The following is a 15,735-nucleotide window of genomic DNA, read 5'->3' as shown; positions in this document are numbered from 1 at the left end:
ACTTCTTACCCCGTACGCCCCTGCTCTCCCGTGATCTAGCGCCCCTCTCCTGCCTTCTCCCGTCCTCTCTCGCTCTCTCCCGTCCTCAGCCCAGATCGAGGGCGTTGCGCAGACCGAACCGGTAGCGCGTGCGGTCGTGGCGCTTGAGGGCCTCGATCGCTGGGGCGCGGAACAAGGAGGTCACCGTGCACGGCGCCGCATCCGAGCCGGCCCTCTCCAGGAGGGCGTTCACTGCCTGGCGCGCCGACGTGTTGGCGCCCTCCATCGTCGCGAGGTCGATCGGCACGGCCACGTAGTCGCCCGCCAGGTAGAGGTTGGGGATCTTCGTGGCGGCCGAGGGGCGGTTGTGGAGGGTGCCGACCGGGTGGATGAGCAGCTCGTCCTCGTTGGTCGGGTTCGGCGTCCCCAGACCGCCGACGCCCGGATCCAGGAACCAGGAGTGCAGCTTGCCATCGCTCAGGACCACCTTGCCGGTGTCGTTGAGCGCGGCCTTGAGCTGCGCCCACACCTCCTTGGCGACCTCGTCGCGCGTGCACTGCTTGGCGGTCTTGCCGTAGAGCATCCCCGGCTTGTCCCACTCGGAGATGTCCACGGAGAGGCACTCGACCGCGACGCCGTCCCCGTAGTCGGCGGGGAAGTCACGGTCCGGCCAGTGGCCCGCCTGTGCGATGCCGGTGAGCGACCAGGGTGAGTCGATGCAGTTGAAGTGGCCCTTCACCACCGGCGGACGTTCCGTCAGATAGAACTGAATGCCCGTCATCCAGTCCGTCTGCAGCTTGTCGCAGCGCGCCAACTGCGGATCTGCGGCCTTGAGTTCGGAGCTCCACGTGCTGCGTGCGTGCTCCACCGGCATGGCCTGGACGTAGTGGTCGGCGGTGACGTCACGTCGTACGCCGTCGGGATCCTCGATGACGGCCTTCGTGATGCGCCCGTCCGCGAAGCCCAGCTGCCGAACGCTCCAGCCGATCCGGAACTCCACGCCCAGCGACTTCAGATGAGTCACCCACGGGTCGATCCACGCCTCGTTCGTCGGCGCGTCGAGCAGCCGGTCCGGCGGGCCGTCCGCGCCCTGGCCGAGCAGGTTGAAGACGAAGGCCTCGCCGAGCGTGCCGACGGTGCGGGTGCTCGCCACCTCGGCCTTGGTCGCCACGATGTTGCGGGTGACGCCGATCGCGAGGATGCGCTGGTAGTCCTTCGACATCTTCGCGGCGCGCACGAACTCCCACCAGGGCGTCGACTCCCAGGTGTCGTCGCGGCGCTCGTCGCAGCTCGTGAGGAAGACCAGGGCGCGGTTCACGAAGTACGCGACCTCGTGCAGGGGCAGGTTGAAGGCGGTGTCGAGGAGCGCGGTGAGCGCCCGCGCGATGTCGTCCAGGGTGAGCTTCTCGGGCCGGCTGCCCGGCCACGGGATCGGCATCCGGATGTCCTCGCGGCCGGTGCGCGCGAAGGACATCTCGCGCGGCGCCGCGAGGTTGTCCCAGACGCCGTTCGCGTTCCCGGGGAAGGGGATGCGGCGCATCGTGTCCGGGAGGTTGTGGTAGATCCCCGGGATGAAGCGGAACCCGTGCTCGCCGGGCAGCGGCCTGCGATTGCCCTTCGCGCTGTCCGGTACGTCCATGCTGCGGGCCTTGCCGCCGAGCGCCCTGCGTTCGTAGACCGTGACGGCGAAGCCCCGCTCGGCCAGCTCATGGGCAGCGGTCAGGCCCGCGACGCCGCCGCCGAGCACGGCCACGGAGATCTTCGCCGGATCCGCCCGCGGGGCACGGTCACCGGCCGCCGCGGGCAGCGTCGCCGCCCCCAGCGCGGCCACGCCGCCCGCCGCTGCCGCCCCCGCCACGAACGTCCGTCTCGTACTGCCCGCAGCTCCCGAGTACCCCATGGCCCGGCCCCCTTACCGTAAGTAACTCCCGTATCCGGCGGGCGATATTACGGTCGGCCCCCGTGACGTGGAAGCGGCGCGAGGTCGCGGGCGTGAACATTGGCGTGAATGAGATCCCGGTGGCCGAGGGGCGGGATGATGCGGGGGTGTGGCGGCGCGGGACGGGGCGTTGTGACGTACGTATGGCCGGAGTGCGAAGGCTGCGTTTCCGGAAAGCCGGGGGAGGTGAGATGGCTTGACCCTCTCTTGATGCCGTGGCTAGTTTCTACGCCATGCGAATATCCCGGCGGTTCAAGCAGCGGCGCGCTGTTGATCTGATGCGCGTCGCCACCGCTCTGTGTAGCTGACCTTCGGAACGCACGCGTTTTGGTGCTCATTTCAGTCTCACGTTTCCGTGAAGGTCGCACTCCGGGAAGAAGTCGTAGGTCACATGCCCACACATAAACGGGCGGCGCTCGGCGCTGCCCTCCTCGCCCCGCTGCTCCTGGCCGGATGCGTCGACAATGCCGCGTCCACCACGACCGTCGACGCCAAGCAGGTCTCCGCCAAGATCCCGGAGAAAGTGGAACCGGACACCACCCTCACCATCGGGACGCCGGAAACTCAGGTTGCCCTGAAACTCTCCGGGCAGCTCGACAAGCTTCCCTTCAAGGTGAAATGGGCCAACATCAGCGGTGGCCCGCAGTGCTCCGAGGCATTCCGCGCGCATTCCCTCGACGTGTGCTCCGCCGCGGAAATACCGTCCATCCACGCCCATTGGACGGGACTCGACACGAAGTTGGTCGCCGCCAAATTCCGCAAGGACCCGCTGAAGCACCCCACGTACGAAATCGGCATCGCGCCCGGCGCGGACATCGATACCTTGAAGGACCTGCGCGGAAAGAAGATCGCCTACAGTCCGGGACAGGCCCAGGGCGCCCTCGTCCTGCGCATCCTCGCCAAGGCGGGGCTCACCAAGGACGACGTGCAGCTCGTCGAACTGCCCAGCACCGGCGACGTCTACCCGTCCGCGCTCGGCAACGGCCAGGTCGACGCGGCGCCGATCGGCGGGGTCAACATCAAGCGCTATCCGGCGAAGTACGGCAAGGACGGCGCGAAGACGATCCGCCACGGGCTGCGGGACGACCCGGGACATCTGTGGGTGCCGACGGAGTCGGTGAAGGACCCCAAGAAGGCCGCGGCCATCCGGGAGTTCGTGAAGGCCTGGGCGCGCGCCGCCGATTGGGCCGACAAGCACCCCGACGAGTGGATCGCCGGCTACTACGTCAAGGACCAGGGCCTGACCCGCGAGGACGGCGAGTACCTGGTCAAGGGCGTCGGCCACCCCGACATTCCGGCCGACTGGGACTCCGCCGTCGCGCGGCAGCAGAAGACCGTCGATCTGCTGGCGAAGGAGACCGGCAAGAAGAGCTTCGACGCGGAGGTCCTCTTCGACCGGCGCTACGAGTCGGTCGCCGCGGACGCCGTCAAGGCGGGCGCCGATGCCGCCAACTCCGGTGCGGGGGAGGAATCATGAGTGCTGGAGCGCCCACCCTGACCAAAGCCAACACATCCACCGCCCGTACCCGTCCCGTGACCTCGGCGCGCCGCCGGCCGCGCCGCCGCAGGCTCGGCCCCGGCAGGCCCGTCCCGTACGGCTGGGCGATCGGCCCCCTGCTGCTGCTCGCGCTCTGGTCAGTGGGGTCGGCCGTGGGGTTCATCGACGCCCGTAACCTCTCCGCGCCCTGGACCGTGGTGAGTACCGCCGGTGACCTGATCGCCGAGGGGCGGCTCCAGTCGAACCTCGCCACATCCGCCGAACGCGCCCTGCTCGGGCTGCTCTTCGGCACCGCGGCCGGGCTCGTTCTCGCGATCGCCGCCGGGCTCAGCAGGATCGGCGAGGGCATCATCGATGGACCCGTGCAGATCAAGCGGGCCATCCCGTCGCTCGCGCTGATCCCGTTGCTCATCCTCTGGTTTGGCATCGGCGAGTCGATGAAGGTCATCACCATCGCGCTCGGCGTGTTCGTGCCCGTCTACATCCACACCCACAACGGGCTGCGGACGATCGACGGCCGCTACGCCGAACTCGCCGAGACGGTAGGGCTCTCACGGGCCGGGTTCGTGCGGCATGTGGTCCTGCCGGGAGCGCTGCCCGGCTTCCTGCTCGGCATGCGGTTCGCGGTCACCGCGGCGTGGCTCTCGCTCGTCGTGGTCGAGCAGGTCAACGCCACCAGCGGCATCGGCTACATGATGGAGCTCGCCCGCACCTACGGACAGACCGACATCATCATCGTCGGCCTCGTCGTGTACGGCCTCCTCGGTCTCGTCTCGGACGCACTCGTACGGCTCGTGGAGAGGAAGGCGCTGTCATGGCGACGCACACTGGCGGGCTGACGGGCGAGAGGGCGGCCGTCCGCATCGAGGGCCTGGTCCGCTCCTTCGCGGACCGGAAGATCCTCGACGGGCTCGAACTGCACATAGCCGCAGGCGAGTTCGTGGCGCTCCTCGGCCGCAGTGGTTCAGGCAAGTCCACACTTCTGCGGGCCCTGGCGGGGCTCGACCACGAGGTCGCGGGCAGCGGGGAGCTTTCGGCGCCCGGCGATGTCTCGGTGGTCTTCCAGGACGCACGGCTGCTTCCCTGGAAGCGGGTCCTGGACAACGTCGTACTGGGTCTGACGGGTGCCGGAGCACGGGATCGCGGTCACGCGGCGCTCGCCGAAGTGGGCCTCGCCGGCCGGGAGGACGCCTGGCCCGCGGACCTGTCCGGCGGTGAACAACAGCGGGTCTCGCTCGCCCGATCGCTGGTCCGTGAGCCCCAACTTCTGCTCGCTGACGAGCCGTTCGGTGCGCTGGACGCGCTCACGCGCATCCGGATGCACGCCCTGCTGCGCCGCCTCTGCGAGGCGCACCGCCCCGCCGTGCTCCTGGTCACCCATGACGTCGACGAGGCGATCGCCCTGGCCGACCGGGTGGTCGTCCTGGACGCGGGGCGCATCGCGGCCGACGTACGGGTGGACCTTCCCGCGCCCCGGGGCCAGGGAAGCCCGGAGTACGCGGCGCTGCGGGGAAGGCTGCTGCGGCAGCTGGGGGTCGACCTGTCCGGCGACGATCCCGTACTGGACGACCCGCCCGGCGGCGACCACGTGCGCGCCGATGGCGCCGGCCGTGCGGCGCAGGAGGAGGTGGCCGTCGCATGAGCCGCCGCGAGCTGCACCTCAACCTCTTCGTCTACCCCGGCGGGCATCACGAGGCCGCCTGGCGGCACCACGGCTCCGACCCCGAGCGGATCCTGGACATCGACTTCTACCAGGACCTCGCACGCCGGGCGGAGGCCGCCACGTTCGACGGGATCTTCTTCGCCGACGGGCCCGCCCTCGCCGACAACGTCCGTTACGCCAGCCGCTTCCGCCTGGAGCCCTTCACCTGGCTCTCGGCGATCGCCGCCGTCACGCGGCGCATCGGCCTCATCGCGACCGCGTCCACCACCTACAGCGAGCCGTACAACCTGGCCCGCCTCTTCGCCTCGCTCGACCATCTCAGCCGGGGGCGTGCGGGCTGGAACATCGTCACCACCGGAGCCCCGCAGGCGGCTCTCAACTTCGGCCTCGACGCGCACCCGGTGCACGCCGAACGGTACGACCGGGCAAGGGAGTTCCTCGACGTCGTCACCAAGCTCTGGGACAGCTGGGAGGACGACGCGCTCGTCGCCGACCAGAAGACGGGGCTCTTCGCCGACACCGACCGCATCCACGCCATCGACCACGAAGGGCCGCACCTCAAGGTGCGCGGCCCGCTCAACACCCCGCGCACACCGCAGGGCCGCCCCGTCTACGTACAGGCGGGCTCCTCGGAGGACGGCCGTGCCTTCGCCGCGCGGTACGCGGAGGCCGTGTTCACCGCGCACCAGACCCTCGGCAACGGCCAGGACTTCTACGCGGACCTCAAGAAGCGGGCCGCGGGGCTCGGGCGCGACCCCGACAAGGTGCTCGTCCTTCCCGGCATCAGCCCCTTCATCGGCTCGACGGAGGCCGAGGCCCGCGCCCTGCACGACGAGTACAACGAACTCACCCAGCCCGAGTACTCGTTGCAGCTCCTGCACCGCATGCTCGGTCTGCGGCTGACCGCCGAGCAGTTGGACGGTCCCGTGCCCCGCGAGCTCATCGAGACCGGCGGGGAGCGCGGCAACGGCAGCCGATTCCAGGTGATCCTCGACATCATCGACCGCGAACAGCCCACCGTGCGCGCCCTGTTGCACCGCCTTGCCGGAGCTCGCGGTCACCGGGTCATCGCGGGCACGCCCGAGCAGGTGGCCGACCAGATCCAGGAGTGGTTCGAGCAGGGGGCCGCCGACGGATTCAACGTCATGCCACCAGGCCTGCCCGGCGGCTTCGACGCCTTCGCCGACCAGGTCGTGCCGATCCTGCGCGCCCGCGGCCTCTTCCGCACCGAGTACACGGGCACGACCCTGCGCGACCACTACGGGCTCTCCCGCCCGGAGAGCCAGTACGCGAGCCGGTCGGCCGAGAGGCGCGCCGGTTAGCGCAGCACGTCCGCCAGGTCGTACCGGACCGGCTCCTCCAGCTGGGCGAACGTACAGCTGTCAGGGGTGCGGTCCGGTCGCCAGGTGCGGAACCGCGCGGTGTGCCTGAAGCGCTGCCCGTTCTCCATGTGGTCGTACGCGACCTCGCAGACGCGCTCGGGGCGCAGCGGCACCCAGGACAGGTCCTTCTTGCCCGACCAGCGGCTCGGCGCGCCCGGCATCCGGGACGTCTCGTGCGCGGCCTCGTCCGCCCAGGCTGCCCAGGGGTGGCCCGCGGCCGACTTCATCAGCAGCGGCTCCAGCTCGTCGACCAGCTCCGCGCGCCGCTGCATGGAGAAGGCGGCGCAGACGCCGACGTGCTGCAGGGTGCCCTCGTCGTCGTGCAGGCCGAGGAGGAGCGAGCCGATGATGGGGCCGCTCTTGTGGAAGCGGTAGCCGGCGACCACGCAGTCCGCCGTGCGCTCGTGCTTGATCTTGAACATGAGGCGTTCGTTCTGCCGGTAGCGCAGGTCGAGCGGCTTGGCGATGATGCCGTCCAGGCCCGCGCCCTCGTACTGCTCGAACCACTCCTGGGCCAGCTCCCGGTCCGTGGTCGCGGGCGCGAGGTGGACGGGCGCCGTCACGCCCTCCAGGGCCTCGGTCAGCCGGGTGCGGCGGTCGGTGAGGGGCGTGTCGACGAGGGGCTCGTCGTCCAGGGCGAGCAGGTCGAAGGCCACGAAGGAGGCCGGGGTCCGCTCGGCGAGCGTGCGCACCCGGGACGCGGCGGGGTGGATGCGCTCCGTGAGCGCGTCGAAGTCGAGCCGGCCGTCCCGGGCGATCACGATCTCGCCGTCCAGGACACAGCGGGCGGGCAGGCGGTCAAGCAGGGCCGCGGCCAGTTCCGGGAAGTAGCGGGTCAGCGGCTTGCCGGTACGGCTGCCGATCTCCAGGTCGTCGCCGTCCCGGAAGACGATCGCGCGGAAGCCGTCCCACTTGGCCTCGTACTGCATGCCCGGCGGGATCCTCGCCACGGGTTTGGCGAGCATGGGCTTGACGGGGGGCATCACCGGCAGATCCATGACTCGATTCTGTGCCCATACGTCAGTCTTCGCCCGGTATGCGGCTCTCGTCCGTTGCGCCTAGCGTGGCCGCATGGGTGGTAAAGCGGTCGAGCTGGACGCGGGCGGGCGCACGGTGCGGCTCTCCAGCCCGGACAAGGTCGTCTTCCCGGAGCGGGGCTTCACCAAGCTGGACGTGGCCCAGTACTTCCTCGCGGTCGGCGACGGGATCGTGCGCGCCCTGCGGGACCGCCCCACGACACTCCAGCGCTTCCCGGACGGGGTCGCGGGCGAGTTCTTCTACCAGAAGCGCATCCCCAAGAACCACCCCGACTGGATCCCCACGGCCACCATCGCCTTCCCCAGCGGGCGCACGGCCGACGAGATGTGCCCCACGGAGATCGCCGCGGTCATCTGGGCCGCCCAGTTCAACACGCTGACCTTCCACCCCTGGCCGGTACGGCGCGAGGACACCGACCACCCCGACGAACTCCGCATCGACCTGGACCCGCAGCCCGGCACGGACTACGCCGACGCGGTGCGCGCCGCGCACGAGCTGCGCGCCGTCCTGGACGAGTACGGCCTCCAGGGCTGGCCCAAGACGTCCGGCGGACGCGGCATGCACGTCTTCGTGCCGATCGAACCGCGGTGGGACTTCACCGGCGTACGACGGGCCGCGATCGCCTGCGGACGCGAACTGGCCCGGCGCATGCCGGACGCGGTCACGACCGCGTGGTGGAAGGAGGAGCGGGGCGAGCGGATCTTCGTCGACTACAACCAGACCGCCCGCGACCGCACGATCGCCTCCGCCTACTCCGTCCGGCCCCGGCCGCACGCCCCCGTGTCGGCGCCGCTGCGCTGGGACGAGGTCGACGACGCGGTGCCGGAGGACTTCGACATCGGCACCATGCCGGAGCGGTACGCCCAGGTCGGCGACGTGCACGCGGACATGGAGAAGCACGCCTTCTCCCTGGAGGCCCTCCTCGAACTCGCCGAGCGCGACGAGCGGGACCACGGCCTCGGCAACCTGCCCTACCCGCCCGAGTACCCCAAGATGCCGGGCGAGCCGAAGCGCGTGCAGCCGAGCCGGGCGAAGCACGAGGACTAGCCCGCGCCACGCCCCGGGCGCGGAGAGGCACTCAGAGGCGAGACGAGGCGAGGCGAAGAGCGGCGAGGCTACGGCTCCAGCGCGGCCACCAGGCGTCGACAGTCGCGCAGCAGGGCCTCGTCACTCGCGACGTCATAGCGCATGTTGCCCTGGGCCCCGGAGTTGTTGTGCCGCCGCGGGGACGCCAGCTCACGCTGGAGCAGCGGGAGGGCGGGAGCCGCCGCCGACCCCATCTCGAGGAGGCACGCGGCCGTCTCCGGGCGGGAGTCCGGGGCCGCCGTCCACTGGTCGATGAGCACCGGCAGGACTTCCGAGACGTCCGCCCGTATGTGCCACAGGGCGATCGCCGTCTCCGTCGTCCGGTTCGCGCCGTCCGTCATCAGCTCGCGCAGGCGGGGGACGAGCGGCGCCGCCTCGGGCCCCAGCCTGCCCGCGATACGCACCGCCCGGGAACGGGTGAACCACCTGTCCGACCCGAGGACGTCGCGCAGCACGGGCAGCACGTCATCCGACGCGCCGGTCACCGACCACAGGGCGTCCGCGGCGTCCAGCCGGAGCAGGTCGCCCTGGGACGCGTCGGACGCCACCTCCCGCAGTCGCGGCGCCGCTTCCGCCGCCGCGCTGCCGTACCGCCCGACGGCCGTGCACGCGGGCCCGCAGTGGTCGCCGTACAGAGCGGCCGTGAGCAGGGGCAGCGACGCGGCGGGCGCGCACGTCCCCAGCGCGCTGATGAGGCGCGACCGGTGGTACCCGTTTGCGATCTGGCCCGGACCGGCGAGACGGCCGTGCAGGACCGGTGCGAGCCGGGCCCCGGCCGCCGGGCCCATCGCCTCGACCCAGTGGTCCAAGTACTCCGGCACGCCCCCGCCGCTTCCCAGCACCGCCGCCAGATACGGCACCGCCCGTGCGTCCCCCTGGAGTGCCAGTGCCTTCAGGGCGCGACCGAACAGGGAATCCTCCCAGTCGGAGGGGTCCCAGTCGTCCTCCCACTCGGTGAGGCACACCTCCAGGACGTCCGCCACGACATGAGCGATCGGGTGCACACACGCCAGTTCGTTCAGCGCCGCCCGGGACAACCGCTCGTCGTGCTCGATCAGTTGCCGGGCGAGCAGAACCACCGCCAGGTCGTTCGGTGCGCGCCAGCCCGTCAGAAGAAGGCCGCTCTCGTGGACCGCGGCCATGCGCTGCCCCCAGTCCGGGGCGCGCAACTGCGCGTGGAGCAGGTCGAACCGCTCCTCCGTGCGGTCGTCCAGGGCGATGTGCAGATCCCTGAGCAGGTCGTCGGCCAGGTGCGCGTCGATGCCGGCCCGGTGAGCGGCCTCCAGGTCGCGCAGGTAGGACACCATCGTGTCCGTACGGGGCCGCTCGGCAGGGGCCTCCTGGGCGCCGGCCCCGTCCTCCTCGGCGGCGGACTCGTCCTCGTGCGCGACCCGCATCACCTCGACGGCGATGTCCACCGTCTCCTCGGGAAGCAAGTCCGGCGCGCATCGGGCTAGTTGCGCAAGGACGGTCAGCCGCAGCTCCGGATCCCCGCCGCCGGATGCGAGGATCTCGGCGAGGAGCCGTCCCGCATCGGGCCGCAGCTCCACGTGGCGGACACCGAGCACACCGACCGCCCGCGCCAGGGACCGTACGGCCTCGCCGTCCCGCTCCACCGGGAGGCGGGCGCGCAGGGCGGCGAACACGCGCGCGGGGTCGGCGTGCAGGTGGGCCAGGGCGCCCGGGGCCGCGGCGCGCAACTCCGGGTCAGGGTCGGTGAGATGGCCCAGGAAGACGTCGGCCCGCCCCCGGATCAGTGCCGCGGCGTCCACGAAGTTCGCCACCCAGGCCGCGTCCTCCTCCTCGTCCTCGAAGAGCCCGCCGACCTCCTCGGGATCGGGCACCTCCTCACCCGCGATGCTCCGCAACAGGCCGACGATCGCGCCCCGGTCCCGGACCGAGGCGTCCGCGACGAGGCCGAAGAGGAAGGGGACGCAGGCGAGCGTCGAGTCGTACACATCGCCCTGGTGGTGCACCGCCCCGTACATCCCGTCCAGTGCCTCGTCACGCTCGGCCGGGTCCGGAGAGGCGAGGCCGCGCAGCAGGTCCGGCACGTCCGACGCGTCGCCGTACGCGTGGTTCATCGACGCCCAGTCGACGTCCTCGATCCCGGTGAGCGTCGTTGTCGTCATGCCAGTTCCCCCGTGCCTCGATCCCGTAGATCTCATGGATCCCGTTGATCAGAAGCATGACGCACGCCACTGACAACGGCCCCCGCGCCCCAGGTCGGGGTGCGGGGGCCGAAGCCGGTCAGGGGAGCCGGTGACTACAGCTCCTTGATCCTGATGTCCCGGTACGAGATCACATCCGTGACCCCGTGCACCTGCACCCCGACATAGCCGGACGAGTAACGCCGCCCGTCCGTGCCCGGGTCGTCGCCACGCGGCGGCGTGAACTCTTGGCCGCCCGTGTTGTCGAACTCGTTGATCAGGACGCCGTTGCGGTAGACCGAGTAGTGCTGGTCCACCACCTTGATCTCGTAGTCGTTCCACGTGCCCTTCGGGGTGACTCCGGCGCCGCCGAGGCCCACCCGGTCGAAGCCGTAGATCGATCCCGTCTTGTACATGTCGCCGTCGGGCCGGTCGAGCATCTGCACCTCGTGCCCGTACTTGATGGCGACCCACTCCGGACGAGACTCCTCCGGGTGGTCGTGGACCTGCGGGAAGCGCACGAAGGCTCCGCCGTTGGCGTTGCCGTTGCCCGGCGCGTCGTCCCGCCACTGGAGCTTGAGCGAGAAATCGCCGTACTTGCGCTCCGGGAACCACAGCATGCCCATGCCCTCGACGGTGGTGCTGCTGGTGATCGAACCGTCCGGGTTCAGGCCGAACTTGCCGCCGCCGACCTGCTCCCACTTGTCCAGGGACGCCTGGGTGCCGTCGAAGATCTTGCGGTAGCCCTCGGTCTGGCCCGGCTTGCCGATGCCGGACTGCTTGGCGGCCTTATTGATCTTGTTGTACTCGCGCTGGTCGATCTCGCCGTTCTTCAGGAGCTTGTCCGTGACGCTCTTGACATGCTTCAGGAAGAGCGCGTGGGACGTCCACTCCTTCTCGTCCTCGATCATCTCGTTGATGCGGCACCGGTTGTTGGTGACGCGGTTCGGGATGCCCGTGTCGACCGTGCCGACGATGACCGTCAACCGCTCGTCGAACTCGGCGCAGTTGGGCGCCGGAACGCCGCCGCCCTCCTTGACCGTGAACGAGACGTCCTTGGCCGCCGAGGTGTTGCCGGCCTTGTCGCTCGCCCGGTAGGCCACCGTGTGGCGGCCCACTCGGTCGACGACGACCGGGGCGGCGTACGCGAGATACGGACCGCCGTCGAGCGAGTACTCGACCTTGTCGACACCGGAGTCGGCGTCGGTCGCGGTGACCGTCACCTTCGCCTTGCCGACGTACGCGCCGTCCGAGTTCTTGTCGCCCTCGACCTTCGCGGTGGTCTCCGGCGGCGTCTTGTCCTCGACGGGCGGCGTGACCACGGTGAACTCGACGGCCTTCTCGGCCGCCGGGTTCCCCGCCTTGTCGGACGCGCGGTAGCGGATCTTGTGCGCGCCCGCCGCGTGGACCATGACCGGCGCGGTGTACGCCGTCCAGGCGCCGCCGTCACCGACCGCGTACTCGATCTTGTTGACGCCGGAGCCGGTGTCGGACGCCGTCACGGTGACGGTCGCCATCCCGAGGTACTCGCCCTTGTCGTTCTTCTCGCCGGTCACCGTGGCCGACGTCTCCGGCGGCGTCTTGTCGTCGGTCGACGGCGGGACCACCGTGAAGTCGACGGCCTTCTCCGCCGCCACGTTGCCCGCCTTGTCGCTCGCTCGATAGCGGATCTTGTGGGTGCCGACCTGGTCGACCACCACGGGCGCCGTGTACGGCTGCCAGGCGCCGTCGGCCCCGACCGCGAACTCGGTCCTGTCGACGCCCGAACCCGCGTCCGTCGCCGTCACCGAGACGGTGGCGGAACCGACGTACGCGCCGTCGGCGTTGGTCTGCCCCTCGACCTTGGCCGCGGTCTCGGGAGCCGTGGTGTCCTCGCCGCCGCCCTCGGTCACCACGAGGATGCCCTGCATGGAGCCGTGGCCGGGGATCGTGCAGTGGTAGCGGTACCGGCCGGGCGTCAGGGTCACCTCGGCGGTGTGCTTGCCGCCCTGGTCGTCGTTCGGGTTGGCCAGGATGTTCAGAGGTACGTCGTTGTTGTACTCCGGGTCCGATACGTCGAACGTCAGCGTGTGCGGCATGCCAGTGTCGTTGCCGGTCGCGGTGCTGTTCTCGAAGACGATCGTCGTCGCGCCCGCGACCGCCGTGGCGGGCGCGGAGGCGTACTTGTCGATGCCGTTGTTCGCGGTCCAGGTCAGCGTCTGGGCGGCCGCGGCACCGGGGTTGTCGGGCTGGCTCGCGGCCGTCGACGTCAGGCCGAGCACCATCAGGAGCGACGCGAGAAGCGCCGTCCAGAGTCTTCGCTTGCGTACGACTGGCATCATCCGGCCTTCCTTGCCAGGTCCTTGGCGGCCGGTGTGGCCTCGCCGCCCGAGTAAGTGACGCGCCACAGCGCCGACTTGGAGTCCGAAGTGAAGAAGCCGCGCCCGTAGTCGAGGACGTAGAGCGAGCCGTCGGGGGCGAACTTCCAGTCCATGAGATTCTTGATGCCGTCGTTGCCGATCGGGATGATCTTCTTCAGGGACTCGGCGTGCACGGGCAGGCCGCCGCTGCCGACCGTCTTCGGGTCGGTCAGGACCGCGTGCCGGGGCTGGTCGGCGTCGTAGAAGTCACCGACGAACCACTTGCCGTCCCAGTACGAAGGCCACTTGTCCGCACTGGTGCTGGCGGCGTCGAAGCGGTACACCGGGCCGTTCATCGTGGCCTGGCCGCCGCCCTTGAGCCACGGCAGGAGAATCCTCTGCTCCGCCGTCTTGTAGCTCGGGATGCCGTTCGCGTCGCGCGGGTAGTCGACGCCGCCGCCCTGCGGCGAGTACCAGATGTTGTTCGGCTCGGCCGGCGGGATGTTCACCAGGCCGTCGTTGTTGGGTGACTCGTTCTTGAGCTTCTTGCAGTCGTACCAGCCCAGCGGCTTCGTCGGGTCCGGCAGATTGCGGTCGCGGTAGGGCTGGTTGTTGCCCATGCAGTACGGCCAGCCGCGGTTGGACGCGTGGGTGATCGCGGCGAACGTGTCGTACTTCGCCGGGCCCCAGGTGGTCGACGGTTCACCGGCGTCGGGGCCGACCCAGCCCGCGTAGAGGGTGTCGGTCTTCTTGTCGACGGAGATGCGCGCCGGGTTCCTGACGCCCATCACATAGATCTCGCCGCGCGTCTTGCCGCCGCCCTCGTCCGGCTCCTTGCCGGTGAAGAGGTTGCCGTCGGGGAGCGTGTACGTCCCGTCGGCCTCCGGGTGGATGCGCAGGATCTTGCCGTTCAGGTTGTTCGTGTTGCCCGCCGTGCGGCGGGCGTCGGCGAAGGAGACGCCCTTGAAGTTCGGCTGCGGGTTGTTGCCCGAGTAGCCGCTGCTGAAGCCCGAGGAGTTGTTGTCGCCGGTCGCGATGTAGAGGTTGTTCTTGGAGTCCCAGGCCATCCCGCCGCCCGCGTGGCAGCAACTGTGGATCTGCACGGGCCACTTGAGCAGGACCTTCTCGCTCGCCAGGTCCAGCTTGTTCGTGGCCTGATCGAGCGTGAAGCGCGATACGTAGCGCTCGGCCATGTGCGTCTCGCGGTTGATCTTCGAGTGGGGTGTGTAGTGCAGATACACCCAGCCGTTCTGCTCGAACTTCGGGTCCAGCTCGATGCCGAGCAGGCCCTCCTCAACCTTGATCAGCTCGTCGCCGCCGCCCTTGTTGCCGAAGATCGTGAGCGCTCCGGCGAGGGTCGACTTCTTGGTCTTCGGGTCGTAGACGTGGATCTCGCCCTTGCCCTTGCCGATGTCGGGGTTGTTCCAGTCGGTGATGACCGGCTGCGAGGAGTCCGCGCCACCGCGGCCGATGTAGAAGACACGTCCGTCGGGCGCGGTGACCAGGCCGTGCGGCTCGCCGATCTGGTCGTTCTGGCCCGGCTGGTTGGGCTGGGTCAGCCGCGACGCCTTGTAGTTGGCGGTGATCGTCGACTTGCAGTCGGCGCGCGCGATGCGGCTCGTCCAGAGCAGGGCGCCCCGCAGGTGCTGGCGGAAGTCGGTCTCGTCGTACGAGGCCGCCGTACCGCCCATACCGGTGTAGAAGGAGCGTCCGCCGTCGTAGTCACGGCACCAGGAGACCGGGTGGTCGGCGCCATTCTTGCTCTCGCCCGGCGCGTACGTCGACTCGCGCACGCGGGCCACGGTGTGGACCTCGCCGGTCGGGTTCTTGGTCCAGTTCAGCCACTGGTCGGGGCGCTTCCACTGAAGGGGCAGGTCCTTGGTGGCCGGATTCTCCCGGTCGCCGACCTCGACGGTGGCGCGCTGCACGTTCGTCGGGCTCGAATCGGCCGGGCGTGCGCCGATCAGGCCGGTGAACCAGGTCGAGTACGGCTCGGCGCGGGCCGCGTCATGGATGCCGACGAAGCCGCCGCCCGCCTCCATGTAGGCCTCGAGGCCCGCCTCCTGCTCGGGGTCGAGGATGTCGCCGCCGCCGGTCAGGAAGGCGACCGCGTTGAACTTGCCGAGCTTGGCCTCGTTCGTGAAGACCGCCGGGTCGTCGGTCGCCTCGATCTTGAACCGCTGGGCGGCCGGGCCGGATTGGCCGATCTTCTCGATGGCCTCGATGCCGGCGTTCACGACCGGCGACTCGTCGCCGCCCGCCGCCGATCCGTGGAAGACGAGCACCCGCACGTTCGCCTGGCCGGGCGGCGAGGGAAGGGACATCGTTGTCAACGGTGGTTCGGGATAAGGCCGCGCGGTGGCGGCCTGTGTGGAGAGCGCACCGGTGACCAGGGCCCCGGAGATCAGCGCGGCGGCCCAGGCACGGCGTGAGCGGGCCCGGTTCCGGTCGTGGCGGTTCGGTCTGCTTCTGGCTCTGCTCAACCCTCGTACAGCCAAGGGCTCTTGATGCGGTGTGAGCCGCATGAGTACACCCACCCCTCGTCGGTCACAGCAACAGGCGCGGATGAAGCTAGACCTCTTTTTGCCACGCGCCAATAGGTAACACCGGAATTCCGCGAACTTTGTCCTGCGTGTGGATAAACGAAGATCCCCCCGATAC

Annotated in this window: 10 protein-coding genes; 5 read left to right on the top strand and 5 right to left on the bottom strand. The window is 70.0% G+C overall.

Annotated elements, in window-relative coordinates; translation table 11 throughout:
* Positions 1 to 85 precede the first annotated feature (85 nt).
* Positions 86 to 1,879, bottom strand: coding sequence for an FAD-dependent oxidoreductase (locus AB0E78_RS09420; protein WP_361829961.1), 1,794 nt, complete (start codon positions 1,877 to 1,879; stop codon positions 86 to 88).
* 430 nt (positions 1,880 to 2,309) lie between these two features.
* Between AB0E78_RS09420 and AB0E78_RS09415 the strand changes: the two genes are divergently transcribed.
* The 4 genes from AB0E78_RS09415 to AB0E78_RS09400 are packed head-to-tail and all read left to right on the top strand — an operon-like array spanning position 2,310 to position 6,401.
* Positions 2,310 to 3,395, top strand: coding sequence for an ABC transporter substrate-binding protein (locus AB0E78_RS09415; RefSeq protein ID WP_361829959.1), 1,086 nt, complete (start codon positions 2,310 to 2,312; stop codon positions 3,393 to 3,395).
* Positions 3,392 to 4,255, top strand: coding sequence for an ABC transporter permease (locus AB0E78_RS09410; protein ID WP_361829957.1), 864 nt, complete (start codon positions 3,392 to 3,394; stop codon positions 4,253 to 4,255). Before AB0E78_RS09415 ends, AB0E78_RS09410 begins: the two co-directional genes overlap by 4 nt.
* Complete coding sequence (locus AB0E78_RS09405; protein WP_361829956.1) at positions 4,231 to 5,058, top strand: ABC transporter ATP-binding protein; 828 nt, start codon at positions 4,231 to 4,233, stop codon at positions 5,056 to 5,058. Before AB0E78_RS09410 ends, AB0E78_RS09405 begins: the two co-directional genes overlap by 25 nt.
* On the top strand, positions 5,055 to 6,401 hold the full coding sequence (locus AB0E78_RS09400; RefSeq protein WP_361829954.1) for an LLM class flavin-dependent oxidoreductase: 1,347 nt from the start codon (positions 5,055 to 5,057) through the stop codon (positions 6,399 to 6,401). The genes AB0E78_RS09405 and AB0E78_RS09400 overlap by 4 nt, the downstream gene beginning before the upstream one ends.
* Here AB0E78_RS09400 and AB0E78_RS09395 read toward each other — a convergent pair.
* A complete protein-coding gene (locus AB0E78_RS09395; protein WP_361829953.1) occupies positions 6,398 to 7,459 on the bottom strand; it encodes an ATP-dependent DNA ligase in 1,062 nt (353 codons plus the stop codon). The two genes, AB0E78_RS09400 and AB0E78_RS09395, sit on opposite strands and share 4 nt — an antisense overlap.
* Before the next feature lie 73 nt (positions 7,460 to 7,532).
* On the opposite strand from AB0E78_RS09395, the gene ligD reads away from it, so the two are divergent.
* A complete protein-coding gene (ligD, locus tag AB0E78_RS09390) occupies positions 7,533 to 8,546 on the top strand; it encodes a non-homologous end-joining DNA ligase (RefSeq protein ID WP_361829951.1) in 1,014 nt (337 codons plus the stop codon).
* A 68-nt stretch (positions 8,547 to 8,614) separates the two neighbouring features.
* Here the strand turns inward: ligD and AB0E78_RS09385 are convergent, their stop codons facing one another.
* The 3 genes from AB0E78_RS09385 to AB0E78_RS09375 form a co-directional block, all read right to left on the bottom strand.
* Entirely contained in the window at positions 8,615 to 10,717 is a 2,103-nt protein-coding gene (locus AB0E78_RS09385) for a HEAT repeat domain-containing protein (protein ID WP_361829949.1), read from the bottom strand.
* A 134-nt stretch (positions 10,718 to 10,851) separates the two neighbouring features.
* Positions 10,852 to 13,056: a family 16 glycoside hydrolase gene (locus AB0E78_RS09380; RefSeq protein WP_361829947.1), complete on the bottom strand. Its 2,205-nt coding sequence runs from the start codon at positions 13,054 to 13,056 to the stop codon at positions 10,852 to 10,854.
* Positions 13,053 to 15,599: a ThuA domain-containing protein gene (locus tag AB0E78_RS09375; protein ID WP_361829945.1), complete on the bottom strand. Its 2,547-nt coding sequence runs from the start codon at positions 15,597 to 15,599 to the stop codon at positions 13,053 to 13,055. The genes AB0E78_RS09380 and AB0E78_RS09375 overlap by 4 nt, the downstream gene beginning before the upstream one ends.
* Positions 15,600 to 15,735: the final 136 nt, after the last annotated feature.

The organism is Streptomyces sp. NPDC032198 (assembly GCF_040636975.1).
Lineage (GTDB): Bacteria > Actinomycetota > Actinomycetes > Streptomycetales > Streptomycetaceae > Streptomyces.
The sequence above is the reverse complement of the archived record's forward strand: the minus strand, read 5'-3'. Positions and strand labels throughout refer to the sequence as shown.

Excerpts from the sequence above, each read along its gene's own strand:
- AB0E78_RS09420 (WP_361829961.1), bottom strand. The coding sequence starts at position 1,879 with ATGGGGTACTCGGGAGCTGCGGGCAGTACGAGACGGACGTTCGTGGCG.
- AB0E78_RS09415 (WP_361829959.1), top strand. The coding sequence starts at position 2,310 with ATGCCCACACATAAACGGGCGGCGCTCGGCGCTGCCCTCCTCGCCCCG.
- AB0E78_RS09410 (WP_361829957.1), top strand. The coding sequence starts at position 3,392 with ATGAGTGCTGGAGCGCCCACCCTGACCAAAGCCAACACATCCACCGCC.
- AB0E78_RS09405 (WP_361829956.1), top strand. The coding sequence starts at position 4,231 with ATGGCGACGCACACTGGCGGGCTGACGGGCGAGAGGGCGGCCGTCCGC.
- AB0E78_RS09400 (WP_361829954.1), top strand. The coding sequence starts at position 5,055 with ATGAGCCGCCGCGAGCTGCACCTCAACCTCTTCGTCTACCCCGGCGGG.
- AB0E78_RS09395 (WP_361829953.1), bottom strand. The coding sequence starts at position 7,459 with ATGGATCTGCCGGTGATGCCCCCCGTCAAGCCCATGCTCGCCAAACCC.
- ligD (WP_361829951.1), top strand. The coding sequence starts at position 7,533 with ATGGGTGGTAAAGCGGTCGAGCTGGACGCGGGCGGGCGCACGGTGCGG.
- AB0E78_RS09385 (WP_361829949.1), bottom strand. The coding sequence starts at position 10,717 with ATGACGACAACGACGCTCACCGGGATCGAGGACGTCGACTGGGCGTCG.
- AB0E78_RS09380 (WP_361829947.1), bottom strand. The coding sequence starts at position 13,056 with ATGATGCCAGTCGTACGCAAGCGAAGACTCTGGACGGCGCTTCTCGCG.
- AB0E78_RS09375 (WP_361829945.1), bottom strand. The coding sequence starts at position 15,599 with ATGCGGCTCACACCGCATCAAGAGCCCTTGGCTGTACGAGGGTTGAGC.